Raw genomic sequence first — 25,350 nt, 5'->3', positions numbered from 1 at the left:
GAGTGAATGTCATGGAACGCAGGACTTTCATGAAACTCGCGGGAGCGGCCGCGCTCTCCTTCGAAGCCGCCAGGCCAGCGATCGCCCAAGGCAAGACGACGGTGCGTTGGTGGTACCACTACGACAATCCACAGAACACGCCGGCCAGCCTCGTCGCGAAGTTCGAGGCGGAAAACCCGGACATCAAGATTCAGGCTGAACCGATCCCGTGGGGCGGCGGCACCGACTACATCAACCGCATCTTCTCGGCCCTGGTCGCTGGCAATCAGCCCGATTGCGCCATGGTTCGCCTGTCCTACCTCTCGCGCTTCGGGCAGATGAAAGCGCTGGAGCCGCTGGACGGCTTCCTCGCCAATTGGAAGAGCCGCAGCGACATTTCCGATAACGTCTGGAAGATCAACCGCTCGCCCGACGGCAAACAATATTACATGCCGCTGCACTACGTGGTGATCTATCTCTACTACCGACAGGACCTGCTTCAGCAGGCCGGGCTCCAGCCTCCCAAGACGTTCGACGACTTTCTCACCGCCGCCAAGGCGCTGACCAGGGACGGCATCTACGGTTACGGGATGCGCGGCGGCGCCGGCTGCCACGACAACTGGGGGCCCTTCGTTCTCGGCGGCGGCGCCAGCTTCGAGAAGGGCGGGATGGTCACGGACAAGGCGCTCGCCGCCAATCGCTGGTTCGTCGACCTTGCCCTGAAGCATAAGGTCGTGCCGCCCTCGGCGCCGACCGACGCCTTCCGCCAGATCGTCGACGCCTTCAAGGCCGGCCGGACCGGCATGGCGATCCATCACATCGGCTCGGCAGCGGAGGTCGTCGGCGCACTCGGCGACAAGGTCTCGGCCGTGCCAGTGCCGCGCGGGCCGGACGGCAGCGGCTGGACCTATTTCGGCGACGAGTCCAATGCCATCTTCGCGGGCAGCAAGAACAAGGATGCGACCTTCCGCTGGATCAGCTTCCTATCGAGCGCCGAGAACAATGCCGAGCAGGCCAAGCTCAGCGGCCAGCTGCCGATCACCATCTCGGATGCGAAGAACTGGACCGTGCATCCCAAGCGCTTCGTCGAGGCGAGCGACGCCTCCCTGCCCATCGCCAAGCCATTGCCCGACCACGTGAAGACGCCCGATTTCGTCGGCCGGGTCCTGCCCACCAACCTGCAACGGGCGCTGACGGGCGGGATGAACCCCGACGATCTCATGAAGGCGGTCGAGCAGACCTTCCACGGCTGAGGCCGGATCGTATCGCGCGGCGCCGGGCCAGACCCGGCGCTGCCGTCGATTGACAGGGACGACGCCATGAACAAGGTGACGGCGAGCAGCGCGACGCTTCGCGCGTCGACCCCATATGGATTCCTGCTGCCGGCACTGCTGGTGACGGCGCTGGTCATCCTGTTTCCGGTTCTGCAGACGGCCTGGTTCAGCCTGCACGACTACATTCTCTACGACCCGGACAATTCGCGCTTCGTCGGCTTGCGCAACTTCGCAGTCGCGCTCTCCGACGAGGTCTTCTGGATCGCGCTGCTGAACTCGGCGATCTGGGTCACGGGCATCGTGTCGCTCCAGCTTCTGCTGGGTCTCGTGGCAGCACTGCTGCTCAACCAGAGCTTCTGGTGGCGCGGCCTGGCGCGGGCCCTGGTCATCATTCCCTGGGCGCTACCGAGCGTGATCATCGGCCTGATGTGGACCTGGATCTACGATTTCAATCTCGGCGTCTTCAACGACATCCTGCTGCGCATCGGCTTGATTTCCGCGCCACATCCCTGGCTCGCCCAGCCCTCCACGGCGCTTGCCTGCATCATGCTGGCGCTGGTCTGGCAGGGCTTCCCGTTCTTCACCGTCACCATCCTGGCAGGGTTGCAGACCGTACCGCCGGAGCTCTACGAGGCCGCCGAGATCGACGGCGCCAGCGCCTGGCGCCAGTTCATCCACGTCACCCTGCCCTCGATAGCCGGCATCGTCGCCACGGCCGTGCTGCTGCGCATCATCTGGGTCGCCAATTCGCTCGACGTCATCCTTGTCATGACGGGCGGCGGGCCGGGATATGCCACGCATACGCTGCCGCTCTACGCCTTCCTGCGCGCCTATACCGGCATGGAGTTCGGCTATGCCGCGTCGCTGTCGCTGATGCTGACAGCCATCCTGCTTGGCATCGTCTGGCTCTATGTCCGCCGGCAGACCGGGGAGCTGGAGAAATGATCCGGCGCCGTTCCTTTGCCCGCAGGCTGATCCAGGTCGAAATCCCCGTTCTGCTGGTGCTCGCTTTCGCGCTTGCGCCCTTCGCCTGGATGCTGCTGACCTCGATCAAGCCCAATGGCGACCTCTCGCACTTCCCGGTGCGCTACCTGCCGAGCAGCAGCACCTTCGAGCATTACCGGACGCTGATCCAGCGCACGAGCTTCCCGGTCAATCTGCTGAACAGCCTGGTGATCGCCTGCGGAGCCGTCCTGCTCGGGCTCGCGACCAGCGTGCCCGCAGCCTATTCCTTCTCGCGCTTCCGCTTTCGCGGTCGGCGCATGCTGATGACCGGCTTCCTCGTCATCAACATGTTCCCGATCGTGCTGCTGATCATCCCGCTCTTCGTGCTGATGCGGACGCTCGGGCTGATCGACACCTTTCTCGGCGTCATCATCGGCCATTCGACCTTCTCGATCCCGTTCTCGATCTGGATGCTGGTCAGCTATTTCAACGCGATCCCGCGCGACCTCGACGAGGCCGCGACGATCGACGGAGCCTCGCGGCTGCAGACGATCCGGCTGGTGGTGCTGCCGCTGGTCATGCCCGGCATCGTCACCACCGCGATCTATGTCTTCATCACCTCGTGGAACGAATACCTGTTCGCGATGATGCTCTCGGGCGAGACGGTGCGGCCGGTGACCGTCGCCCTGCAATTGTTCATCGGCGAATTCACGGTGCAATGGGGCATCCTGACAGCGGGCGGAACGATTATCGCACTGCCCGTCACCATCCTTTTCCTTTTTGTGCAGAAGCGCCTCGTCGGCGGCCTGACGGCAGGAGCAGTCAAATCATGACCAATGCGATCGGGGTCATCTCGATGTTCTACGCGCGTCCCTTCGGGCGCGAGCATTTCCCGACCTTCCAGCGCATGAAGCAGGCCGGGGCCGATGTGGTCGAATTGCTCGTGCCGGAGCCGGGCGAGCTTGATCTCGCCGAGACAAAAGCCGCGGCGGCCGATGCCGGCCTGTCGATCGTCCTGGCCGCGCGGGTAAACCTGACCCGCGATCTCGCCAGCCCCGACCCGGCCGCGCATGCAGCCGGCATCGCCTATCTCGAGCAATGCGTCGATATCGCCGCTGCATTGGGTGCCGGGATCGTCGGCGGTCCGCTCTACGGCGCGCCGCTCGTCTTCGCCGGCCGGGCGCCGCATCCGGTCGAGCCACCCGAGCGCCGCCGGCGGGTCGAGGCGGTGGTTCGCGGCCTGACGCAGGCCGCGCGCCGCGCCGCCGACAAGGGCGTCGTTCTCGGCATCGAGCCCCTGAACCGGTTCGAGACCGACATGTGCAACACCTGCCGCCATGCGCTGGACTATGTCGAGGCCGTCGCCTCCCCCGCCGTCGGAGTGATGCTCGATACCTTCCACATGAACATGGAGGAATACGATCTCGCCGCGTCCATCCGGCTGGCGGGGTCGCGGCTCGTGCATTTCCAGGCGAACGAGAACAATCGCGGCTTCGTCGGCTCCGGCCATATCGACTGGCCAGCGATCGCCCGTGCGCTCGCGGTCTCCGGCTATGGCGGCCCCATCGTGCTGGAGCCTTTCCGGCGCGACGATGAAGCGGCAGGCGTGACGCTGGCGCAATGGCGCGCGCCGTCCCGGAACGAGGATGCAGAGCTGAAGGCCAGCATCGACTATCTCAAGGCGACGCTCGCCTTCGCCGACCGGCTCGCGACGACGAAGGGAATTGCGTGATGGGCTACCCTCTGCGCCTCGGCTGGATCGGCTGCGGCACGCATGCCAACGAGATGCTGCTGCCGCAGGTCACACGGCACGACGTCGTCCTGCAGGCGATCTGCGACATCTCGCAGGAGAGCCTCGCCGTCACCGGCCGGCGCTACGGCGTCGCGCCCCAGGACCGGATGACCGACTGGCGCGACCTGCTTGCCCGCACCGATATCGACGCCGTCGGTCTCGCTATGGGACCGCAGCAGCACTATGACATCGGCCTCGCCGCCATCGCCCGCGGATCGCCTCTCTTCATCGAGAAGCCGCCGGCACCGACCTCCCTGCAGGCGCAGGAACTGGCCGATGCAGCGAAGGTCCGGGGCGTTCCCGTCGTCCTCGGCTTCATGAAGCGCTACTCCACCGCCAACCGCATCGCGGCCAATGTCATCCACGCGCCGGAATTCGGCGAGACGGCGAGTTTCCTCGGCCAGTACATGACCGCTCCCACCTATTTCGCCAAGGATGTCGACTATACCGGCTTCTATCTGCATCACTGCGTTCATTATTTCGACCTGATCCCCCATCTGATGGGCGAGGTCACGGCGGTTAGCGCGCGCCGGCACGAACTGGAGCCCGGCAAGCTTCTCCTCCATGTCGATTTCCGCTTCCGCAACGGCGGCATCGGCACGCTCGTCATGGGCACGCATCAATCCCGCGGCACCCCAATGGAATGGTGGCAGGTGATGGGCGATCATCGCCGGATCGAGGTCCGGAACCTGCACGAGGTCCGCTACTTCCGCGCCCCGCCCTTCAAGGTCTCGCGCGCGGATGCCACCCTGGCCGAGGCTGAGGATACGCTGGTCTGGGAGCCCAATTTCACGGTCGCCGCCAACGAGGATCACAAGGGTTATCACGCAATCCTGGGCGATTTCGTACGCGCTGCCCGCGGCGAAAAGCTGGACTTCCCCGATGCCGCGGCGGGGGCGCGAGCTCTCGCACTCCTCGAACAGGCCATCGCTTCCGCTGAAGCTGATCAGCATCGGTGATCCATAAACCCGGAAATGAAGGCGCGATATCCGAGGTTGACGGATCTCCATAGCTGGAGGGCCCAAACGAACAAATGGGTCCACGCAAAGTCACTGTTCATCGCCCCGTAGGTCATCCAGTAAAGACGGACCGGATTCCAGTCCGACTGCCGCAACAGGGATGTCGCCGGCGAGCTGCCGTGTGATGGCGGTGGTGTTTCGCGTGAGCTCCACGGCGACCTGGCGTGGATCCTGAGCCTCTGCTCCGAACAAACGAAAGCCCTGTCTCGGGAAGAGACAGGGCTTTCGCTCTCAGTGATTGCGGGGGCCTGAAACCACCGACAGGTGCCTAAAGGGCTTGCTCCCACTGCGAACACCCGCGTCCACGCTGCGCCATTTGCCGACATTGGCTTCTCGGCTGAAACCGAACATCCGGCTGGAGGCGCAGCGGCCGGCAACATCTGCGCGCTTGCCTCAGTCGCATACGGATCAAATCCGGAGACCGGAGCCGGCGGCTCTCGACCCGGAGGGTGCTGGTAATCCGCTTGCTGGAGCAGCTTTTGTCGATTAGGCGCGATGCGCTGCTTCCTAGCGATCGAACATGGAAATGCCGCCGGCAGCCGCCGTTGCGGGCACCTCGTCTGCAGCACGTCCCAATGCTCAGCCAGCCGGCCGCCCTCGATCCGAAACAGATCGACCACCACCTGCGGTGTATCCGTCCAGCCGAGGATACGGCCGTGGATGGCGACGAACTCGCCTTCGGCGACGATCAGGCCCGGTTCGTACCAGACGGCCTCAGAAAGGCCTTCGACGACCGTCTCCAGGGCCTCGCGCCCTCGGGGAATGTCAGGATTGTGCTGGATGTAATCAGGAGCATACAGCCGTTTCACTGCTGAAGAATCATGGCTCTGGAACAACGAGGTCATGGCATCGAGCACGAGCGCCTTGTTGCGATGAGGCAATCGGCGGGTCTGGAGACCGCGACCGTGCCGATCATGCGCAGGAGCCGACCACTGAGCAGCGTCGCAAATGCGTGGATCCAGGCCACGGTCGTAGTCCTGAACGTTCACAACTGTCGCCCCGTCCTTCTCCTGCCAACTCACAACGAAGATGCCGTAGCCGAGCGGGACGACATGAATATCGACGGTCTCAGGTCGAGCGAAGTGCCCGTCCTTGATCTCGAACTTGAGCTGCGCGGCTGACAGCAGTGTCAGCCTGACCCGGAAGTTCGGATAGGTGACATCAAGTTCGAGCCCAGAACCGCCCTGTTGGTGGTGGCCGGGCCGCGCCCTCTCCGTCGCGGCAGTAGCATCGCGACGCGTCACCGCTTCTCGACGACGTGCCGATGAAGGGTGACGAGGGTCATGGAAGACCCTCGTCACCAGCTCGATCAGCCGGCGTTGCTGGGGACTGGAGTGTTGAGCAGTTGCTGCTCCCACAGATACGCGATGCCGCTGCCGGCCGCATGCTGCGTGAGCACTTCGGCGAATTTGCCCGCGGTTTCGGCCCGGGCCCAGTCACGCTGCCATTCGCCGGCCAGCGCCAGCCAGGTCATCATGTTCGCCCCGGCTGCGATCATGCGCTGGATGGCGACCTGGTGGGCCTCGACCGAGACGGCGCCGGATGCGTCGGTGATCACCGTCACGTCCCAGCCTTCGCCGAGGGCTTGGATCGCGGGCATCGCGACGCAGATCTCAGTCCACAGGCCCGCGATGACGAGCTGCTTGCGGCCGGTCGCCTTGACGGCGTCAACGACGTTTTTGTCTTCCCAGGTGTTGATGAAGGTCCGGTCGATCACCTCCTGGCCAGGGAAAACATCGGTGATCTGGGGAAAAATGAGCCCGCCGCGCTCCGCGATCACGCTCGTCAGGATGGTGGGAACGCCGAAGGCCTTGGCTGTCTTGGCCAAAGCTGTTGCGTTGTTGACCACCATCTGTGGCTCGTGGCTGTTCAGGTTGGCGAGCTGATAGGGCTGGTGGTCGATCAGGACGAGGACCGAGTCCTCGGGACGAAGGAGCGACTTGAGGCCGTTACGAAAGGTCATTGCTGTCCTCTTCTGACGTTATGAATGGCGGGTCGCCTGCCAGGCGACATGCGCCGACGGCAGGGCTGCTTCGTATTGCCGTTCCTCGATGCAATGCGGTAGCCTCATGGCTTGCTCAGCCGTGTCGCAGATCGAGGAACGCCGAATTGGAGATCGACGACCTGGAGACGTTCGTCGAAGTGGCCAACGCAGGGGGCGTTTCGCCTGCGGCGCGCCGGCTCGGAGTTTCCAAGTCGATCGTCAGCCGCAGACTCTTCCGGCTCGAAGCGGAACTCGGCGTCCAGCTTCTGGTACGAACCACCCGCGGTGCCGCGCTCACGGAAGCTGGGGCGACGTTCCGAGACCATGCCGCGAGAGTCTGTGCCGAGATCGAAACTGCGCGGGAATTGATCGTACCGGCTGGCGATCTTCGGGGCCGCTTGCGGGTCGCCGCACCGCTGTCGTTTGGCCCGACACATTTTGCCCCGGTGCTCGCGGAAATGGCGCGCCGTCACCCGCAACTCCACATCCACACCTGTTACACGGACAGGTTCGTCGATCTCATCTCGGAAGGCTACGATTGCGCGATAAGGGTCGGCTATATTCAAGACTCCAATCTGATCGCGAGACGGATTGGACTGATCTACGGAAAGCTTGTCGCCAGTCCCGGCTACATTGCAGCGCATGGGTCGCCCGCCACGCCGGACGACATCGTTGCCCACGAAGCGCTCATGCAGGGCACCGAAGCCTGGCAGTTCATGGATGGCGACAAGATCGTCACGGTTCGTCCGCAGGGCCGCTTCAAGGCCGACAACGGCACCGCCTTGATCGCCGCTGCGGTGGCTGGGCTCGGTATCGCCTGGCTCCCGGACGGCCTTACGCATGACCATCTGACATCCGGCACGCTCGTGCCGGTCATGACGGACTATCCACCACCACCCGCCGGCGCTTATGTCGTCCGACCGCCGGGGCAGCATCCCGCTCGAAAGATACGGATTCTAACAGAGATACTGATCGAGCACTGCGAACCAGTTCGGAATTCGGTGGGTGTCATTCGCTGACCGCAGCAGTGAGCGCTGCGATCGACTTCGTCACGCTACCTGCGGGTACTTCTGGGAATTTAGACACGCGTTGCGCCAGTTGCAGACATCGCTTCATTGCCCAGAAGCAGACCTGCGATAGCGGGCAGCGGGCCGAGCGCGTCCAGACAAAGGTCCGGCGCGCCTCATCTCGCGCTTCGCTCTAGCGCATCGAACGCAACTCCAAGATGGTCCAGGAAGGCTGCGCTAGCAGGGGGCAACGTTCTGCCTCTGCGCTTAATCACCGAGATACTGCGCGCCAGCCGCGGATCGTCGATTAGCGCCGAGCGGAGCATCGGCAGCGCTCCGATCTCCATGGCAGTCTCAGGCAGGATCGCGATCCCCATCCCAGCACGCACCATGCCGACGGCCGTGGACATGTAGGTCGCTTCGGCAGCGACCTCCGCCGCCAGCCCCGCGGCCACGATCGCGGCATCGACCACGGCGCGCACGCTGGTCGCGCGCGACATTAGGACGAGCGGGTGGCGTGTCACCGCTGCCAGCGTGGGCGAGGTGCCGTCGTCCAGCGCGTGCCCGGCCGGGAACACGGCGTGCATCCTGTCGACGCTGCTCAACAGCAGCTCAAGCTCGGCATCATCGATCGGTCCGCCCGTGATTCCGAGATCGACCTCCTCGGCGAGCGTCAGCTCCGCCACGCCGCTAGCGATCACGTCGCGGAGGGTGAAGCCGATCTCGGGATGGAGCGCCCGGAAGCCAGCGATCACGTCCGGCAGCAAGCTCGAGGCAAAGGAGGGCAGGACGGCGATGCGGACCATGCCGCCAGCCATGAGCGCGAGCTGCCGGGTCTCGTCTAGCAGCGTGTCCAGCTCGCGCAGGATGCGCCGCAGTTCCGGCAGCAGCTCGCGCCCCACGCGTGTCAGCGCGACATTGCGCGTGTTCCGGTCGAAGAGCCTCAGGCCGAGCGCCTCTTCCAGCGCGCGCACCTGAACGGTCAGGGCCGGCTGTGAGAGATTGAGCGCCATGGCGGCGCGGGTGAAGCTGCCGTGCTCCGCCACCGCGATGATCGCCCGCAGCTGTCGCACATCGAAATTCATATCGATTGCCTATTACTGAAATCCAATAATTTCAATTGTTCTATGAATTTGTCGAGGCATTCTCTCGCACCCGGGAGGATGCATGCGACAGATCAGGATCGGCGCCGGCGCGGGTTATTCGGGCGACAGGATCGAGCCCGCGGTCGAGCTCGCGGAGCGCGGCAGGCTCGACTATCTCGTCTTCGAATGCCTGGCGGAGCGCACCATCGCGCTGGCGCAGCAGGCCCGGCGGCGCGACCCGCATCTCGGCTACGACCCGCTACTGGCGCCGCGTATGCGCGCTGTGTTGCCGGCCTGCCGGCGCGCCGGCACTGTCATCATCACCAATATGGGCGCGGCGAACCCGGTCGCAGCGGCCGAACTGGTCTGCGCGACCGCGCATGATCTCGGCCTAGGCGGGCTCAGGGTCGCGGCCGTGACCGGCGACGATGTCGCTGCGGCCGTGAGCGCTGGCGCGTGCCGCATCCTGGAGGACGGGCGGCCGGTCGCAGCGCTGGGGGCGAACCTGATCTCGGCCAATGCCTATCTCGGGGCGGAGCCGATCGTGCAGGCCCTCGCCGCTGGCGCGGATATCGTGATCACCGGGCGTGCGGCGGACCCCTCGCTCTTCCTCGGGGCGCTGGCGTATGAGTTCGGCTGGTCCCTCGCGGATTGGCCGCGGCTCGGCCAGGCCACGCTGATCGGCCATGTGCTGGAGTGCGCCGGGCAGGTGACCGGCGGCTATTTCGCGGATCCCGGCTTCAAGACGGTGCCGGGGTTGGCGCGGCTCGGCTTCCCCCTGGCCGAGGTCGGCGAGGACGGCTCGGCTATCATCACCAAGGTCGAGGGCTCGGGCGGCTGCATTACGACCGCCACCTGCAAGGAGCAGATCCTCTACGAGATCCACGATCCAGCCCGCTACTTCACCCCCGATGTCGTCGCGGACTTCTCGCAGGCGCGGGTCGAGCAGGTGGAGCCGGATCGGGTGCGGATCACCGGCGGCAGCGGCCACGCGCGGCCCGAAGCGCTCAAGGTCTCGCTCGGCATCGCCGAAGGCTTCGTCGGCGAGGGGCAGATTTCCTATGCCGGCAGCGGCGCACGGGACCGGGCCGAGCTTGCGGCAGGGATCGTGCGCGAGCGGCTGGAACTGACAGGCGTCGCGGCGCGGGAGCTGCGCTTCGACCTGATCGGCGTCGATGCGATCCACGGTCCCGGCCTGCCAGCCGGCGGCGCGCGTGCCGAGCCATACGAGGTGCGCCTGCGGGTGGCCGGGCGCACGGCCACTGCGGAGGAGGCGCTCCGCATCGGCAACGAGGTCGAGACGCTCTACACCAACGGACCGGCGGGCGGTGGCGGCGTCACCAAGCAGGTGCGCGAGGTTCTCGGCGTGCTCTCGACGCTGCTGCCGCGCGAGCAGGTTCAGCCTCGCGTTCAGATGCTGGAGAGCTGAGATGAAGCTGCGCACCATCGCCCATGCCCGCACCGGCGACAAGGGCGACACCTCCAGCATCTCGCTGATCGCCTATGACGAGGCGGATTATCCGCGTCTCGCGCGGCATGTCACGGCGGAGCGGGTGGCGGCCCATTTCGCCGGCATCCTGCGCGGCGGCGTCGACCGCTACGAGATCCCGTCGCTGGGTGCGCTGAACTTCGTGCTCCATCGGGCGCTGGGCGGCGGCGTTACGCGGTCGCTCGCGCTCGACACCCACGGCAAAAGCCTGAGCTCGGCCCTTCTCGACATCGAGATTCCGGATTTCTGATCGCAACCGAACGGCACAACAAGACGCCGGCCCATCGCACCAATTGGAGTGGAGGACCCCATGAAGAAACTCGCATTGCGGATGGTCGTCGCTGGCGCCGCGGTCTTCGGCCTCGCGGCCGGAGCAAACGCTCAGGACTTCCCATCGAAATCCTTCAAGTTCGTCGTGCCTTTCGCGGCCGGCAGCGCGACGGATGCGTTGGCCCGCATCCTCGGCGAGCACGTCTCGAAGAACCTCGGGCGGCCGGTCGTCGTCGAGAACCTGGCTGGCGCGAGCGGTGTCATCGCTGCGCAGAACGTTGCCCGCGCCGAGCCCGACGGTCACACCGTGCTGATCACCACCAACACCACCCATGGCGCCAACCAGAGCCTGCTGAAAAACGTGCCTTACGATGCGGTCAACAGCTTCGAAGCCGTGGGCAAGCTCGGCACGATCACGCTGGCCCTGACCACCCACCCTGCCGTGCCTGCCAGGACCGTCCAGGAATTCGTCGCCTATGCCAAGGCCAATCCGGGCAAGCTGACCTTCGGCGCCGGCTCCAGTTCCTCGCGCATTGCGGGCGAAATGCTGAAGTCACTCGCCGGCCTCGACATTACCTATGTGCCCTATCGCAGCAATCCGCAGGCGATCACCGACCTGCTTGGCGGGCAGATCAACATCGTCTTCGCCGACATTTCGACCACGCTCCCGCAGATCAAGGCGGGCAAGGTCAACGGCCTTGCCGTTTCGACTGCCAAGCGCAGCGTCCTCGCCCCCGAGCTGCCGACCATGGAAGAGGGCGGTGTGAAGGGCTATGACTTAGCGGCCTGGTTCGCCGCCTTCGTGCCGGCCAAGACCCCGCGCTCCTCAGTCGAAAAGCTCAATCAGGCGCTGATGGCGGCAGTGAACGACCCCGCGACTAAGGAGCGTCTGCTGGCAGCCGGGATCGAGCCGGAGACCAGTACGCCCGACGAGCTTAAAGCCTTCGTCGGCACCGAGATCGCAAAATGGGCCGAGATCGTGAAGGCCGCCGGCATCCAGCCGGAGTAAGGCCTTTCGCCGGCGGCACCTTTATCGACGGCCCCAAGCCTTGAGGAGTATCGAATGAATGCCGAGCCTGTCGTAGACTATCTTCTGCAGCGCCACGATGCAGTGCTCGGCAAGCTCAACGCCTTCCTCAGGCTGCCCAGCGTCAGCACCGATCCCGCCTATGCCGAAGGCATGGCCGCCGCCCGGAGCTTTCTGCTCGACTGGCTGACCGGGATCGGGCTGTCGGACGTGCAACTGCTCGATGGCGGCGGCCATCCGGCCGTTTACGGTGCGTGGCTGGGGGCCCCCGGCGCGCCGACCATCATCGTCTATGGCCACTACGACGTGCAGCCGCCCGATCCTCTCGCCCTCTGGCGGACGCCGCCCTTCGAGCCGACGATCCAGGGCGGAAATCTGCACGCGCGCGGTGCCTCTGACGTCAAGGGCTCGACCACGATTGCGATCGAGTCCGTCGCCGGCTTCCTGGCGGTGCATGGAGGCTGCCCGGTCAACATCAAGCTTTTCTTGGAGGGGGAGGAGGAGACCGGCAGCCCCAGCCTGCACGAGATCGTGCGCCGCCACGGCCCGCTGCTGGAGGCCGACGCGATGATCTCCGCCGATGGCGGGCGTCAGAGCGCGATCGTGCCGACGATCAATGTCGGCGCTCGTGGCCTAACCAAGCTTGAGCTCATCGTGCGTAGCGCGGAGAAGGAGCTGCATTCCGGTCGCTATGGCGGCGGCGTCCGCAATGCGCTGCATGAACTCGCGGCAATAATCCCCTCACTGCATGACGAGAACGGGGCAATCGCTATCCCGGCCCTGATGGCGGCGCTGCCACTCCCGAGCCCGCACGATCGGCGCGATGCTGCGGCGTTGCCCTTCGACGAGGCCGCTTTTGTCGCCGATGTCGGCGGCATCGCGGCGGGTGAGCCTGGCTACAGCCTGCGCGAGCGCCTGACGCTGCGCCCGGCGATCGACGTCAACGGCATGTGGGGAGGCTATACCGGCGCAGGCAGCAAGACCGTCATCCCCGACGAGGCGCGAGCCAAGATCACGATCAGGCTGGCGCCCGGACAGGACCCCAAACAGGCCCTCCAGGCACTGCAAGACCATATCCGCTCGTTCGCTCGCCCCGGTGTGCGCATCACATTTGCAGGCGTTGGCGCCGGAGCCCCGGCTTCGACACTGGCGGGCAACCATCCGTTGGTCCAGGCGGCGACGCGGGTGCTGCGACGGGTCTGGCAGCGCGATCCCATCCATGTCCGCCTGGGCGCGACGGTTCCCATCACTGCGATCTTCAAGGAGCTGCTCGACATCGACACGCTGATGTTCGGCCTCAACCTGCCAGACGAGGACGTCCACGCGCCCAACGAATTCTTCCACATCGACTCGATCGTGCTCGGGCTGCGCAGCTGGCCGCTCCTGCTGCAGGAACTCGCGACCTTCGCACCGGCGGAGTTTCGCGTTAGGCTCGGGATTTCTTGGGCGCGCGCGAACCCAGAAGCCATCCCGATTCCACGCAACCACAAACCGCTCTAATATCTGGCCCGGCCTCCGGACATATCGAAGACAGCGCCGGTATTGAACGCGCTCGCATCGGAGCAGAGCCACAGCACGAGCGCTGCCACTTCGCTCGGGTCTCCCAGACGACTGAGCGGACTGGCGGTAATCATCGCGTCGACCGTCTCGTTGCCCAAATCCCTGATCATGCGCGTATCGATAGGGCCTGGCGCCACACAATTGACGCGGATGTCCGTGTCGTTGACTTCGCGGGAGAGCGCTTTCGTAAAGGCGATGACGCCCGCACTCGCCGCGGAGTAAACGACCAGGTTCGGCAATCCCTCCTTGCCTGCAAGCGAGCCCATATTGACGATCCGTCCCGTGCCGGCACGCCGCATCAACGGAAGAACCTGGTGGGTGACTTCCAGCATCCCCATCAGATTCACTTGCAAGATTTGCTGCCACCCGCTCGGTTCCGAGTTCTCGAATGGCTGATAAGGTCCGAGATATCCCGCATCGTTCACGAGGATGTCGACGCCCTTGCCTTCCAGAAGCGCAAGCCCTTTGGCGATCTCGTCACGCTTGGTCACATCGACGGAAACAGAGTGCGCTCCGGCGAGTTCGACAGGCTCGATATCCCAGATCCAGACATCGGCTCCACTTGCCGCGAACGCGGCTGCGATGGCTCTGCCAATCCCACGGGCGCCGCCCGTCACGATAGCGGTTTGCCGTGAGAACTCATATGCGACTTGCATAGCGGCACTCCGGTTTCTCAGGAGCGGTTAAGAGGAGAACCGGAAGCTCGAGAAACGTCCGGCGGCTCCGGATGATTTCGTCAGTTGATACGGTATCGCGCGATAACCGCCGGATCGGGCTCCAGGCCGAGACCCGGACCCGTTGGCACATCAATGTAGCCGTCAAGCGGCCGCAAGGCGCCGCCGTAGAGATCGGCTTCCATATCGAAATACCGCCATTCGATCATTGACCCATCGTCGCCGAGCGCGGCGGTGGCATGAAGGCTCGCGAGCAGGCCGGGACCGTCATAGAAGGTATGGACCATCACGGCGACGTTGTGGGCGTCGGCCAGCGCCATGACCTTCCGCAGCGCGCTGATGCCTCCCATCTTGGCCGGGCTGGGCTGCACGAAGTCGATCGCCCCGCAAGCGAGCATCTGCTGGAACTCGATAAGCGTGGACGCATTCTCTCCGGCGGCGAGAGGAATCGCGGACATGCCGCGCAAGGCCGCCAGCCCCTCGAAGTTTTCCGGCGGCCAGACGGGCTCCTCGAGCCAGCGCAAGCGCATCGGCTCTAGTTTCTCGGCCATGTCGATGGCTTTCCGCAGCGACCAGGGACAGTTCACATCGAGGGTGATCTCGATCTCGGGGCCGGCGGCCTCACGAGCCGCCGCGATCACGGCCAGATCGACCTCGTGCAGCTTAAGCGAGCGATAGCCCTCGCCCAGCGCACGGCGGACATTGGCCGCGATCGCATCGGCGTCCGCATAGCGGACCAGGCTGGCATAGGCTGGCAGGCGATTGCGCCTGGCGCCGCCCAGCATCGCATGGACGGGCACGCCTGCTGCTTTGCCCGCAATGTCCCAAAGCGCAATGTCGAGCGCGGAAAGGCCGAACATGATGGCGCCGCTGCGTCCGAAGATGTGAAAGCGGCGTTGAAGTTCCTGTCCGATGGCTTCGATGCGGCTCGCCTCCATGCCGATGCAGGCCGGCGCGATCATGGTCTTGACCGTGGCCTTGACGGCAGGAATAGCGGCAAATCCGAACGACTCTCCCCATCCGACCAGGCCGGTATCGGTCGTCACCTTCAGCAGCAGGGAATCGGCCGCCTGCAAGCCGTCCTTGCCCCAGACACCGGCAGCGGATCTGCCTCCGACCGTGAACGGGATGCGTAAAACAATCGCCTCGACCGCAGTAATCTTCATCGTTCCCCCTCCGCTGACAAATACTTCGTCAGGTTTCGTGACCAGGAAACGGGTCGGCAGGCTGCAACGCGGAATTGCGATTGTAGAAGCCGCCGCCCTCCATGGCTGCCCGGTCGACTTCGTCCATCATCCGCGGTCCTCCCAAAGTGGGGGCATTGCAACAATCGTACACAGCAAGTGGTGCGATCGCCATTAAAACAGCTGACGTAATGCGTTTCGAGGCCGATCAAGGCTACTCACTTATCGGGAGGTGTCCATCTGAGTCCGATGCGTCAAGCTCCGGGCGAATACACCGGATGAGATAGTCATTGCCTGCTCTTCTCTAAAAAATGGCGCCATCGACTGGTTTCCTGATGGTCAATAGAGAAATCTGCAGGGAATTTTATAGTTATATAAATAAATAATCTTTGAGTAATATTATATCATCATAGTATTATCCTAATCTATTGAATCGCGTCAATCGCCCGCAATTTGATCGTTGCTGAAACTTTCCACCTCGTCGGCCTCGTCGTCGTAAAGCAGTTTTGTGAGCATGACATACCGATTGAGGGAGGCCATGCTGATATCGCGAGCACACCGCTCTCGCAGCTTGAGAGCTTCCAGGCGAATGCCCTGTCGCAAATCCGGAGTGTGGAGAGCGAACTGTTCGCTTCGCTCAAGCATGCGCTCGAGCTCTCTATCCCAAGCGAGGCAGGCTCGTGCCTGACGCGTCATCGGTTGTGCCCCCTCTGCGAGGCTGCCCCCTATGACGCAGGCGCAAATCACAAATGCTAGAATTCGTCCCATCGAGTTTCTCCGCCTCAGCTTGAATAAAGGCCAATGCGAGCGTTTGGTGCTTCCTGAATTGACGACCGCCTGTCGGCTGACGGTCATCAATCGAGAAACCGGGGGCATCGCGTTAGCGCTCAGCCACCGGCCCTTCGACACCTCATAGCCGCCGACAAGAGCGCTCCAACCACCAGAGCTGCCTTGGAGAACACTGCACGCGTGCAGACGGGCAAGGCGGGATCAGCATGTTTACGCTCTCTACGCAGCGGAAGGGTTTCCGCATGAGCGCCAGGCTGGCAGAGCGGCTGATCAACGTCCTGACGTTTGGATAGCAGAACGCCTAAATTTGACCGATAGATGCCCTGAACTTGCGCGGGTTGGGTGATGTTTCCTTTTTCAGATCGTTCTGGCCTATCGAGAAAGCAGAGCATGAAGCGCGGCTGCTCTCGCGACAACCAAGTGGCCAGGCTGGACTCGCCGCGAAAGCTTTCGAGATGGGTGAAGGCCCTGACATCGGATTCCTGCACCATATCCTCAGCTTCGGCGTCGTTACGGATGACCGCCCGCGCGATCCGGTAGAGCCGCTGGTTATGCGTTTGCATGATCATGCGAAACGCCGCCGGGTCCCAAGGCGTTTTGACACGGCCTAGATCCCTTTCAGACCTTGGCTCCGTTTGCTGGCGCAAACTCCAACATCGGTGGGGCCGGCCGACGCGCCGAGCGTCACGCGGATGCCCTGATTGGCAGAAATGCGCTTTTGACACAGAATGCCCCGCAGGGAGGGGCTGCCATGGCACCGTCCGCCCAGCAAGATCGTCGCTTGTTCGGTCGACGAAGCGTGGTTTTGTCACGGACCGGTCATCGGTGCGTCCGAACCGGCCCCATCGCTGAGCTTCGTCTCTACGGCGAGGGCATGGCATGAGCGCGAGCGAGGTTCCCGGCATCCACGCCTGTGAGCCAGAGACAGGCGCGCGGCCCTTTGCGGGCCTGCACAGACACTATGTCGGCATGTTCGTCGCCGTCGTCGGCGCTGTGCTTCTCGTCGGTGGTGCTTTGGAGATCTGGTTCGCCCATCAGGAACGGCTGGCCGTCGTCGGATTGGCGACAGAGGCGGTCGACGCGGCGCTTTATCGTTCGATGTGGCGTTGGGGATTGCTGATGCTGGCGGCGCTCGCTCTCGCTGCTTTCGCTGGCATGCGCCTGGCGCGCAAGGTGACAATACCGCTTCAGGCCTTGTCGGTGAGCGTTGCGCGCGTCGGCGCCGGCGACCTCGATCAGCGTATCGACAGCGCGTCGGTTGGCGAACTCGAAGCGCTGGTCAGCGCGTTCAACGGCATGGCAGGGCGGCTGCGCGAGGTGCGTTCCGATCTCGATCGGGAAATCGGGCAGCAGGCGCGCGACCTGACGGAATCGTTGGAGCAGCAGAGCGTGACGGCCGACGTATTGAAGGCGATCAGTCGGTCCGCCTTCGATCTCCAGGCCGTTCTCGACACGCTGGCCGAATCCGCTGCCCGTCTATGTGCGGCCGATCAGGCGGTCCTGACCCGGCTGCGCGACGGCACGCATTACATGGACGCGACCTTCGGCCTGAGCGACGAGTTTCGCGCCTATCTGGAGCAGAACCCTTACACCGAGGGTCGAGGGACGGTGACAGGGCGGGCGATCGTCGAAGGCCGCCCGGTGCAGATCCTCGATGTGCTTGCCGACCCGGAATACACGATGCTCGCGGGCCAGAAGATCGGAGGCTGGCGCTCGGCGCTCGGTGTACCGCTACTGCGGGACGGCACGCCGATCGGCGCCCTGGCGCTGCTGCGCCGCGATGTCCGGCAGTTCACCGCCAGGCAGGTCGAACTGGTCGAGACCTTCGCGAATCAGGCCGTCATCGCCATTGAGAATGTCCGTCTCTTCGACGAGGTGCAGGCACGGTCCAAGGAACTGGCGGAAGCCTTGCAGCAACAGGTCGCCACCAGCGACATCCTGCGCGCCATCGCCTCCTCGCCTACGGATATCGCTCCGGTTCTGAAGGCGGTTGCACAAAGCGCCTGCCAGCTCTGCGAGGCCTATGATGCTGTCGTCCTGCTGCGGGACGGCAATGATCTCGTGTTCGACGCGCATCACGGGCCGATACCGATCAATCTCGAAAGATGGCCCCTCAACCGGCACTGGGCCGCCGGCCGCTCGGTCCTCGATCGGGTGCCTGTGCATGTGCAGGATCTCACCAAGGAGGCGGTCGAGTTCCCCGACGGCTATCGGATGGCTCTCCGAATGGGCCACCGGACGACGCTTTCAGTGCCCTTGCTGCGGGAAGGCGACGGCATCGGGGCGTTGGTGGTGCGCCGCACCGAGGTTCTCCCATTCACGCCAAAGCAGATTGCGCTGCTGCAGACCTTCGCCGACCAGGCCGTCATCGCCATCGAGAATGTCCGGCTGTTCGACGAGGTGCAGGCGCGAACGCGCGAGCTGACGGAGTCGCTGCAACAGCAGACCGCGACCGCCGAGGTTCTGAAGGTGATCAGCGGATCGCCAAACGATCTGCACCCCATCTTCGACAGCATCGCCCAGACGGCGAGACGGCTGTGCCAGGCCGATACTGGCTCGATCGTGGCCCTGCAGGGCGGCGAGTACCGGCTCGTGGCAACTGACGGGGCCAGGAACGAGGAGCTCCAGCGCCTGGCGCGGGAGCGCCCGATCCCACTCGATCACGGGTCGATCACCGGCCGCGTCGTGAATGAGCGTCGCACCATTCAGGTGGAGGATGTCCGGGCGGACGCCGATTTCACGATGTTCCTGGGCGTTGCGAATGATGCCCGGCGCTCGATGCTCGGCGTTCCGCTTCTCCTGGATGGCGTGGTCGCGGGTGTCATCGTGGTGAGCCGAAACGTCGTTCAGTCGTTCACGGACAAGCAAATCGAGCTGATCGAGACCTTTGCGGATCAGGCGGTCATCGCAATCCAGAATGTCCGCCTGTTCGACCAGGTTCAGACCCGGACCCGGGAACTGACCGAGGCGCTGAAATATCAGACCGCGACGTCCGATGTTCTCCAGGTCATCAGCCGCTCCGCCTTCGACCTCCAGTCCGTGCTCGACGTGCTGATCGAGTCGGCCTGCCGGCTCTGCGGCGCCGAACATGCCTTCCTGTTCCAGCGCAGCGGCGACGTCTATCGGGTCGCTGCCAATCACGGATTTGCGGTCGAATTCGTTGAATGGATGAAGACCCAGCCGATCTCCCCCGGCCGCGGAACACTCGTGGGAAGGGTGGCACTCGGAGGAGAGATCGTTCACATCGCCGATGCAAGAGCTGACCCGGACTATACCTGGCATGAAGCGCTCGATATCGGAAAAATGCGCACGATGCTCGGCGTGCCGCTTCTCAGGGACGGCAAGCCGATCGGAACCCTGTCGCTGGCGCGGATGGTGGTGAAGCCGTTCACGGACAGGCAGATCGAGCTGGTCAAGACCTTCGCCGACCAGGCCGTCATCGCCATCGAGAACGCGCGCCTCTTCGGCGAAGTCGAGGCACGCACGCGCGAACTGGCGCGATCGGTGGAGGAGTTGCAGGCCCTGAGCGATGTCGGCCGCGCCGTCACCTCGACGCTGGACGTCAAGCAGGTGCTGTCGACCATCGTCGCGCGCGCCGTCGATCTGTCCGGAGCCGACGCCGGCGCGATCTATAAATACCGCAAGTCGAGCCGGACCTTCCGTCTCGCCGAAGCCTGCAACATGAGCGACGAGCTGGTGAACGCGCTGCGCTCCACCCGGATCGATGCGGAGGGGACCGCCATGGGCGAGGCTGCCCAATCGCTGCAGCCGGTCATGGTCCCCGATCTGGGGCGTCGCGCGAGCTATCCGGTGCGCGACATCTCGCTTGCGGCCGGTTTCCAATCGGCGCTCATCGTGCCACTGGCTGTCCCGGAGCGAACGCTTGGCGCGCTCGTGCTGCAGCGGCGGGTGACGGGCGAATTTCCGGATTCCGTGGTCAGGCTGATGCAGACCTTCGCCAACCAGTCGGTGCTGGCGCTCCAGAATGCCCGGCTGTTCCAGGAACTCGCCGATCGCGGCGAGCAGCTCAGGCTCGCGAGCCAGCACAAGTCGCAATTCCTCGCCAATATGAGCCACGAGCTGCGCACGCCGCTGAACGCCATTCTCGGTTACGCCGAACTGCTGATGGATGGCATCTATGGCGACCTGCCGGAAAAGCCGCGTTCGGTGCTCGAACGCGTGCAGCAGAACGGACAGCACCTTCTCAGCCTGATCAATGACGTCCTCGATCTGTCGAAGATCGAGGCCGGCGAGTTGAAGCTGACAATAGACGACTACACGCTCCCGTCATTGGTGCAATCGGTCCTGGCGGCAACCGATTCCCTCGCCAGAACCAAGGGCCTGGCGCTGAGCGCCAGCGTTGCGGATGACCTGCCGGTCGGCCGCGGCGACGCCCGGCGCCTGTCGCAGGTTCTGCTCAATCTGGTCGGCAACGCGGTCAAGTTCACGGATGCCGGGGAAGTCGCGATTGCAGCATCTGCTCCCGATGGCAGGTTTCAGATCACGGTCCGCGACACCGGGCCGGGCATCAGCGCCGCCGATCAGGAGAAGATCTTCGAGGAGTTCCGGCAGCTGGACAATTCAAGCACGCGCGAGAAGGGAGGCAGCGGCCTCGGTCTCGCCATCGCCCAGCGTATCGTCGCGATGCATGGCGGTCAGATTTCGGTCACTTCGGCGCCAGGCGCGGGTTCGACTTTCAGCATCGACATTCCGATATGCGCGGTTGCGCAGGAGAGCCCGCCATGAGCAAGCGGATCATGATCGTCGAGGACACCGCCGACAATCGGCAGATCATGCGCGACCTTCTTTCCGCCGCCGGCTACGATCTTGTCGAAGCGGTCGATGGGGCGGCCGGCGTGCAACTTGCGACGACAGAGCACCCGGACCTCATCCTGATGGATATCCAGCTACCTGTAATAGACGGCTACGAGGCGACGAGGCGGATCAAGGCCGATGCCGCGCTCGCCCATATTCCGATCATCGCGGTAACCTCATACGCGCTGAGCGGAGACGAGGCGAAGGCCCGCGCGGCAGGCTGTGACGGCTATGTCGCCAAGCCATTCAGCCCCCGGCAATTGCTAGCCAAAGTGCGCGAATTTCTTCCCTAGCTCGGAATCGAGGGAGGCGACGTGCGTCAACAGCCGAAGATCCTCGTTGTCGACGACATGGCGGATAATGTCGATATCGTCCGGGCTCGCCTCGAGCACCTTGGATACGACGTGATCGTTGCCGGAAACGGCGAAGAGGCGTTGGAAAGGACGCGCGCGGATTTGCCCGACCTCGTGCTTCTCGATGTGATGATGCCGAAGCTCGATGGCATCGAGGTCGTGAAGCGGCTCAAGGCGGATGCGACGCTGCCCTTCATTCCCGTCCTGCTGCTGACGGCAAAGAGCGACCCGAAGGACATCGTCGCCGGCCTGGACAGCGGCGCCGACGATTATCTGACGAAACCCATCGACAATGCCGCACTCGTGGCGCGCGTGCGGGCGATGCTGAGGATCAAGCAGCTTCACCATCAGCTCCGGGATCAGGCGGACCGCCTGGCGAAGCAGGCTGCCGAACTAGCGGCATGGACCGGCATGTTGGAGGAACGGGTCGCTGCGCAACTCGGCGAATTGGAACGCATCGGCCGGCTCAAGCGCTTCCTGGCGCCGCAGATCGCCGAGGTCGTCCTGTCGGACGGCGACGGCAGTCTGCTCCACAGCCATCGGCGCGAGGTGGTCGTGCTGTTCTGCGACCTGCGCGGCTTCACCGCCTTTGCGGAGACGGCGGAACCGGAAGAGGTCATGGCCGTGCTTCGCGAATATCACGGTGTGCTCGGGCCGCTGGTGCGATTGCACGGGGGAACGCTCGACCATTTCGCCGGCGACGGCATCATGGTGTTCTTCAACGACCCCGTCCCATCCCCCGAGGCTCCCGCGCAGGCGGTCCGGCTGGCCGACGCGATCCGCTGCGAGATCGGTGCGCTGACGGAGTCATGGAGCGAGCGCGGCTATACGCTCGGCGTCGGGATCGGCATATCCCAGGGTTTTGCGACACTGGGACAGATCGGCTTCGAGGAGCACACGGACTACACCGCGATCGGGACGGTGGCCAACATCGCGGCCCGCCTGTGCGCCGATGCGAAGAGTGGCGAGATCCTGCTCACGAGAAAGCTCGCGACGGCCGTTTCCGACATTGCCGAGGTCCGTTCCATTGGGTCGGTGGAGTTGAAGGGATTGGCGCGCCCGATCGAGGTTTGCCGCCTGGGCTCTCTCAGGATGGGATAGTCCCGCTTGAAGCTGGGCCTACGCAGGTTTGAAGGCGAAGCGGTCCGTGCTCCGAAGAGAGTAGGGGCCGCCGCAACAGCCGCAGAAGACCAGGCCGGAAAGGAGCGAGCGCGGACGCCGCGTGGCGTTCAGTCGATTCTTCTTATGATGCGCCCGCACCGCCTCGGCGAGATTGACAAACTTCTCGGCGATTTCGCCCTGGGTCAATGCCCGTGTGGCCGCAGCGCTCGGCGAGGGGAGCAGTATCGCGCCGATGGTCGTTGAGCGCTTCTTCGCCTGGCCGGCCCAGCGCTTCCGTCCACTCCACTCCAGTCTTGCGAAACGACGACTTTTTCCTCCGGAACATGTTGGTGATGGTGCCGTTGAATTCGGCAGCATCTGCCGCCGCTTCCCTCGCTAGGTTTGATGGACGCCGCAGGATGTCATGAGAGCTTTCTGTCTCATGCCGAGTGCAAAAGGGGGACATCAGCATGAGCCCGATTACGCGGTCCTGTTCGCGACGTGCGGCTTTGGCATTGCTTCTCTCATCGCCCGCCGTCGGCCTTTCGAAGGGCTCGGCTGCCCCTCCCGAGCAGAGCCGCCAAAAGAGCTTCGGCTACGATGACGTGGTACGCCGGGCCAAAGAGCTGGGCGAACAGCCTTTCGATTCCGAAGGGCTGGTAATCCCGCGCGAGCTGTCGAAGCTTTCCTATGACAGCTATCGCGAAATTCGCTTTCGGCGGGACAAGGCGTTCTGGCGCGAGGGTGGCTCCGATTATCGCCTGCTGTTATTTCACCTCGGCTTTCTGCACGACAAGCCGGTGCAGGTCCACATCATCAAGGACGGCAGCGCGATCCCGATCCCCTTTACGACAGGCTTGTTCGAATACGGAAAGGTTGCGGTACCAAAGCAGTTGTCGCCGTCGCTGGGATTTGCTGGCTTTGCTGTGACGACCACCCTCAACGATCTGAACGTTCAGGACGAGGTCATCTCCTTCCTCGGCGCAAGTTACTTTCGCCTGATCGGTCGAGGCCATCGCTACGGACTCTCTGCGCGTTCACTGGCGTTGGACGTCGGTGGCCGACAGCCAGAAGAGTTTCCGTTCTTCCGGGCTCTGTGGCTCGAAGAGCCATCGCGGGACAGTACGGAACTCGTGATCTACGGCTTGCTGGATTCGCCGTCGGCGGCTGGGGCCTACCGGTACATCGTCTCCCCCGGCAAGCAGACAAGTGTACGGATAACCGCGACGATCGTGCCGCGCACTGCCGTTTCCCGCCTGGGGATCGCTCCTCTGACGTCAATGTTCCTCGCAGGCGAAGGCGATCTGGGTCAGCGAACAGATTTTCGGCCCGAGATCCATGATTCAGATGGTCTTATGATGAAGAGCGGAGCCAACGAATGGATTTGGCGCCCGATCCAAAATCCAAAAAGGCTGCGGATCACGAGCTTTGGCGATCGCAACCCCCGCGGCTTCGGTTTGATGCAGCGCGACCGAGAGTTCGGGCACTATCAGGATCTGGAGGCACAATATCATGCCCGACCCGGCTATTGGGTCGAGCCGGACGGAGACTGGGGCGAAGGACGCATCGAGCTGGTCGAGCTGCCAACGAACAACGAGGGCTTTGACAACATCGTCGCCTACTGGACGCCGAATACGCCGTTGCCACCCGGCAAAGCGGCCGAGTTCAGCTATCGCCTTTCCGCCGTGTCTACGACCGAGACGCTCCACCAGTATGGTCAGGTCAAAAACAGCTTCAACGGCCCCGATATTGTCGAGAGCCCGGCCGATGGGATTGGGAAGAAGCGCTTCATCATCGATTTCGCTGATGGAGATCTTGCCTTTTATCTTTCCGAATCCAAGCGCGTCGAGATCGCCGCGTCGACGACGGCGGGTGCGATTGCTGCCGCTATCCTGGATCCCAATCCCACGACGAAGGGCTTCCGCGCTATTGTGGACGCAACCTTGCCGGCTGGTGAGAGCGCCGAGCTACGCGTGCTTCTGAAGTCACGCGCCCGTATCCTGACGGAGACTTGGACGAGTTCGTGGGCAGTTCCTGCGCTGGCAGCTCCAACGCCGATATCGAGAGAGGTCAAGAAGGATTGAAAGCTCCCAACTGCAGATGTGGATGCTCGTCCGGGAGCGGACTTGGTCGCTTCGACATGAAGCTCTCATCCGCAGGTTTTCGCCTGCAGCTTGGCCGGTTGGTTCAAGCTAGACCGACATGACGGCGAGCGAATTGCCGGTAGCGCCAAGTGTGTCTGGCGCTGGGATGATGGTCCGCCCTTGGTCGCGTCACCTCTTGTCTTCGGCGCTGGCATCGCTGTTCCTTCAAGGGGTCGTTCGGCCGTGGTTCATCTTGCCGCCTTACCGTCCCGCCGTGCCCCGGAGATGCGGCGCAGGGCGCCGGACCATCTGTCAATGCCCCCAAGCCGCGATGGTCCGGCGCCCAATCCGGTCGCCTGACCCCTGCGGCATCATCGCTCAACTGAACCACTGCGCTCATTCAGCGTTGCAGTTGGAGCGCTGAGAGCAAAGACGGAGGGTTCTGATGCGCCGCTTTCTGATCGCTGCGGTCATCGTGACCGGCGCTGCAACGACTGCCAGCGCCGGGCCGCAATCTTTCCCGCAATCCAAGGCGCTCGACCAACGACCGGTGGAATATATCCGGCACACCCGGGAGCATCGGATGGCGGAGATCGAATGGAACATGGAGCGGCAGGAGCGCTGGCACCGCCGCCACTATGGCTACAGGTACGGCTACGGCCCTCGGTATGGCGGCCCGCCACCCTGGGCGCCAGCGTACGGCTATCGTCGACAGTATCGTGACTGGGACGACGACTGAGGCTCGTGTCACCGACCTGTCGAAGGCAGGTGGCGCCAGCCCGGCCGACCAGACGAACCGCTGATCGAGCCCTGAAGCTCGCCGCTGCGAGCATAGATTCTCTTCGAGCCAGCTAATGAACACCGCCAGACGGCAAACGCTGCTGGCATGTGTTAAGCCGGGGCCAGCGGCTCCGAGGTA

Annotated in this window: 22 protein-coding genes; 15 read left to right on the top strand and 7 right to left on the bottom strand. The window is 63.9% G+C overall.

Annotated features, from left to right (window positions below; all coding sequences use genetic code 11):
• The first annotated feature begins 11 nt into the window (after nt 1-11).
• The 5 genes from FQV39_RS14830 (at nt 12) to FQV39_RS14810 (ending at nt 4,949) form a co-directional block, all read left to right on the top strand.
• The gene (locus FQV39_RS14830) at nt 12-1,232 is read left to right on the top strand and encodes an ABC transporter substrate-binding protein (RefSeq protein WP_149130999.1); all 1,221 of its coding nucleotides are present in this window, start codon (nt 12-14) and stop codon (nt 1,230-1,232) included.
• A 66-nt stretch (nt 1,233-1,298) separates the two neighbouring features.
• Entirely contained in the window at nt 1,299-2,198 is a 900-nt protein-coding gene (locus FQV39_RS14825; RefSeq protein ID WP_149130998.1) for a carbohydrate ABC transporter permease, read from the top strand.
• A complete protein-coding gene (locus FQV39_RS14820) occupies nt 2,195-3,031 on the top strand; it encodes a carbohydrate ABC transporter permease (protein ID WP_149130997.1) in 837 nt (278 codons plus the stop codon). Before FQV39_RS14825 ends, FQV39_RS14820 begins: the two co-directional genes overlap by 4 nt.
• Entirely contained in the window at nt 3,028-3,930 is a 903-nt protein-coding gene (locus FQV39_RS14815; RefSeq protein ID WP_149130996.1) for a sugar phosphate isomerase/epimerase family protein, read from the top strand. Before FQV39_RS14820 ends, FQV39_RS14815 begins: the two co-directional genes overlap by 4 nt.
• A complete protein-coding gene (locus tag FQV39_RS14810; RefSeq protein ID WP_149130995.1) occupies nt 3,930-4,949 on the top strand; it encodes a Gfo/Idh/MocA family protein in 1,020 nt (339 codons plus the stop codon). The genes FQV39_RS14815 and FQV39_RS14810 overlap by 1 nt, the downstream gene beginning before the upstream one ends.
• On the opposite strand, the gene FQV39_RS33515 is transcribed toward FQV39_RS14810, so the two are convergent.
• Nucleotides 4,937-6,253 carry a nuclear transport factor 2 family protein gene (locus FQV39_RS33515; protein WP_210251099.1) on the bottom strand — a complete coding sequence of 439 codons (1,317 nt, stop codon included), beginning with the start codon at nt 6,251-6,253 and terminating at the stop codon, nt 4,937-4,939. The two genes, FQV39_RS14810 and FQV39_RS33515, sit on opposite strands and share 13 nt — an antisense overlap.
• Nucleotides 6,254-6,318: 65 nt before the next feature.
• Nucleotides 6,319-6,972, bottom strand: a complete 654-nt coding sequence (locus FQV39_RS14800; protein ID WP_149130994.1) for a hydrolase — start codon at nt 6,970-6,972, stop codon at nt 6,319-6,321.
• A gap of 146 nt (nt 6,973-7,118) precedes the next feature.
• Here FQV39_RS14800 and FQV39_RS14795 point away from each other — a divergent pair, with 146 nt between their 5' ends.
• On the top strand, nt 7,119-8,012 hold the full coding sequence (locus FQV39_RS14795) for a LysR family transcriptional regulator (protein WP_149130993.1): 894 nt from the start codon (nt 7,119-7,121) through the stop codon (nt 8,010-8,012).
• A 164-nt stretch (nt 8,013-8,176) separates the two neighbouring features.
• On the opposite strand, the gene FQV39_RS14790 is transcribed toward FQV39_RS14795, so the two are convergent.
• Nucleotides 8,177-9,085 carry a LysR family transcriptional regulator gene (locus FQV39_RS14790; protein WP_149130992.1) on the bottom strand — a complete coding sequence of 303 codons (909 nt, stop codon included), beginning with the start codon at nt 9,083-9,085 and terminating at the stop codon, nt 8,177-8,179.
• 82 nt (nt 9,086-9,167) lie between these two features.
• Between FQV39_RS14790 and FQV39_RS14785 the strand changes: the two genes are divergently transcribed.
• Genes FQV39_RS14785 through FQV39_RS14770 form a run of 4 tightly spaced genes read left to right on the top strand, consistent with a single transcriptional unit; the run spans nt 9,168 to nt 13,371 of the window.
• Nucleotides 9,168-10,514 (top strand): acyclic terpene utilization AtuA family protein, encoded by a 1,347-nt coding sequence (locus FQV39_RS14785; protein ID WP_149130991.1) that lies wholly within the window; start codon nt 9,168-9,170, stop codon nt 10,512-10,514.
• A gap of 1 nt (nt 10,515) precedes the next feature.
• Complete coding sequence (locus FQV39_RS14780) at nt 10,516-10,824, top strand: AtuA-related protein (protein WP_149130990.1); 309 nt, start codon at nt 10,516-10,518, stop codon at nt 10,822-10,824.
• Between the two features lie 60 nt (nt 10,825-10,884).
• A complete protein-coding gene (locus FQV39_RS14775) occupies nt 10,885-11,853 on the top strand; it encodes a Bug family tripartite tricarboxylate transporter substrate binding protein (protein ID WP_149130989.1) in 969 nt (322 codons plus the stop codon).
• A 54-nt stretch (nt 11,854-11,907) separates the two neighbouring features.
• Nucleotides 11,908-13,371: a M20/M25/M40 family metallo-hydrolase gene (locus tag FQV39_RS14770; RefSeq protein ID WP_149130988.1), complete on the top strand. Its 1,464-nt coding sequence runs from the start codon at nt 11,908-11,910 to the stop codon at nt 13,369-13,371.
• Here FQV39_RS14770 and FQV39_RS14765 read toward each other — a convergent pair.
• From FQV39_RS14765 to FQV39_RS34390, 4 genes are all read right to left on the bottom strand, one after another.
• A complete protein-coding gene (locus FQV39_RS14765) occupies nt 13,368-14,087 on the bottom strand; it encodes an SDR family NAD(P)-dependent oxidoreductase (protein WP_149130987.1) in 720 nt (239 codons plus the stop codon). The genes FQV39_RS14770 and FQV39_RS14765 overlap by 4 nt on opposite strands.
• 80 nt (nt 14,088-14,167) lie before the next feature.
• Nucleotides 14,168-15,271 carry a mandelate racemase/muconate lactonizing enzyme family protein gene (locus FQV39_RS14760; protein ID WP_149130986.1) on the bottom strand — a complete coding sequence of 368 codons (1,104 nt, stop codon included), beginning with the start codon at nt 15,269-15,271 and terminating at the stop codon, nt 14,168-14,170.
• Nucleotides 15,272-15,727: 456 nt separating this feature from the next.
• Nucleotides 15,728-15,985 (bottom strand): hypothetical protein, encoded by a 258-nt coding sequence (locus tag FQV39_RS14755; protein WP_149130985.1) that lies wholly within the window; start codon nt 15,983-15,985, stop codon nt 15,728-15,730.
• 191 nt (nt 15,986-16,176) lie between these two features.
• Entirely contained in the window at nt 16,177-16,647 is a 471-nt protein-coding gene (locus FQV39_RS34390) for a sigma factor (RefSeq protein WP_149130984.1), read from the bottom strand.
• Between the two features lie 310 nt (nt 16,648-16,957).
• On the opposite strand from FQV39_RS34390, the gene FQV39_RS14745 reads away from it, so the two are divergent.
• The 5 genes from FQV39_RS14745 to FQV39_RS14720 all read left to right on the top strand — a co-directional run bounded on the left by FQV39_RS14745 (nt 16,958) and on the right by FQV39_RS14720 (nt 25,170).
• Nucleotides 16,958-20,824 carry a GAF domain-containing protein gene (locus FQV39_RS14745; RefSeq protein ID WP_149130983.1) on the top strand — a complete coding sequence of 1,289 codons (3,867 nt, stop codon included), beginning with the start codon at nt 16,958-16,960 and terminating at the stop codon, nt 20,822-20,824.
• Nucleotides 20,825-20,835: 11 nt separating this feature from the next.
• Nucleotides 20,836-21,186, top strand: a complete 351-nt coding sequence (locus FQV39_RS14740) for a response regulator (RefSeq protein ID WP_248313375.1) — start codon at nt 20,836-20,838, stop codon at nt 21,184-21,186.
• Nucleotides 21,187-21,207: 21 nt separating this feature from the next.
• A complete protein-coding gene (locus tag FQV39_RS14735; RefSeq protein WP_149130981.1) occupies nt 21,208-22,347 on the top strand; it encodes an adenylate/guanylate cyclase domain-containing protein in 1,140 nt (379 codons plus the stop codon).
• Between the two features lie 470 nt (nt 22,348-22,817).
• On the top strand, nt 22,818-24,431 hold the full coding sequence (locus tag FQV39_RS14725; RefSeq protein ID WP_248313374.1) for an OpgD/OpgG family glucan biosynthesis protein: 1,614 nt from the start codon (nt 22,818-22,820) through the stop codon (nt 24,429-24,431).
• Nucleotides 24,432-24,876: 445 nt separating this feature from the next.
• Complete coding sequence (locus FQV39_RS14720) at nt 24,877-25,170, top strand: hypothetical protein (protein WP_149130980.1); 294 nt, start codon at nt 24,877-24,879, stop codon at nt 25,168-25,170.
• Nucleotides 25,171-25,350: the final 180 nt, after the last annotated feature.

It is taken from the genome of Bosea sp. F3-2 (assembly GCF_008253865.1).
Taxonomy (GTDB): domain Bacteria; phylum Pseudomonadota; class Alphaproteobacteria; order Rhizobiales; family Beijerinckiaceae; genus Allobosea.
Note: the sequence above shows the minus strand (reverse complement) of the source record. Positions and strands in the feature narration are given on the sequence as shown.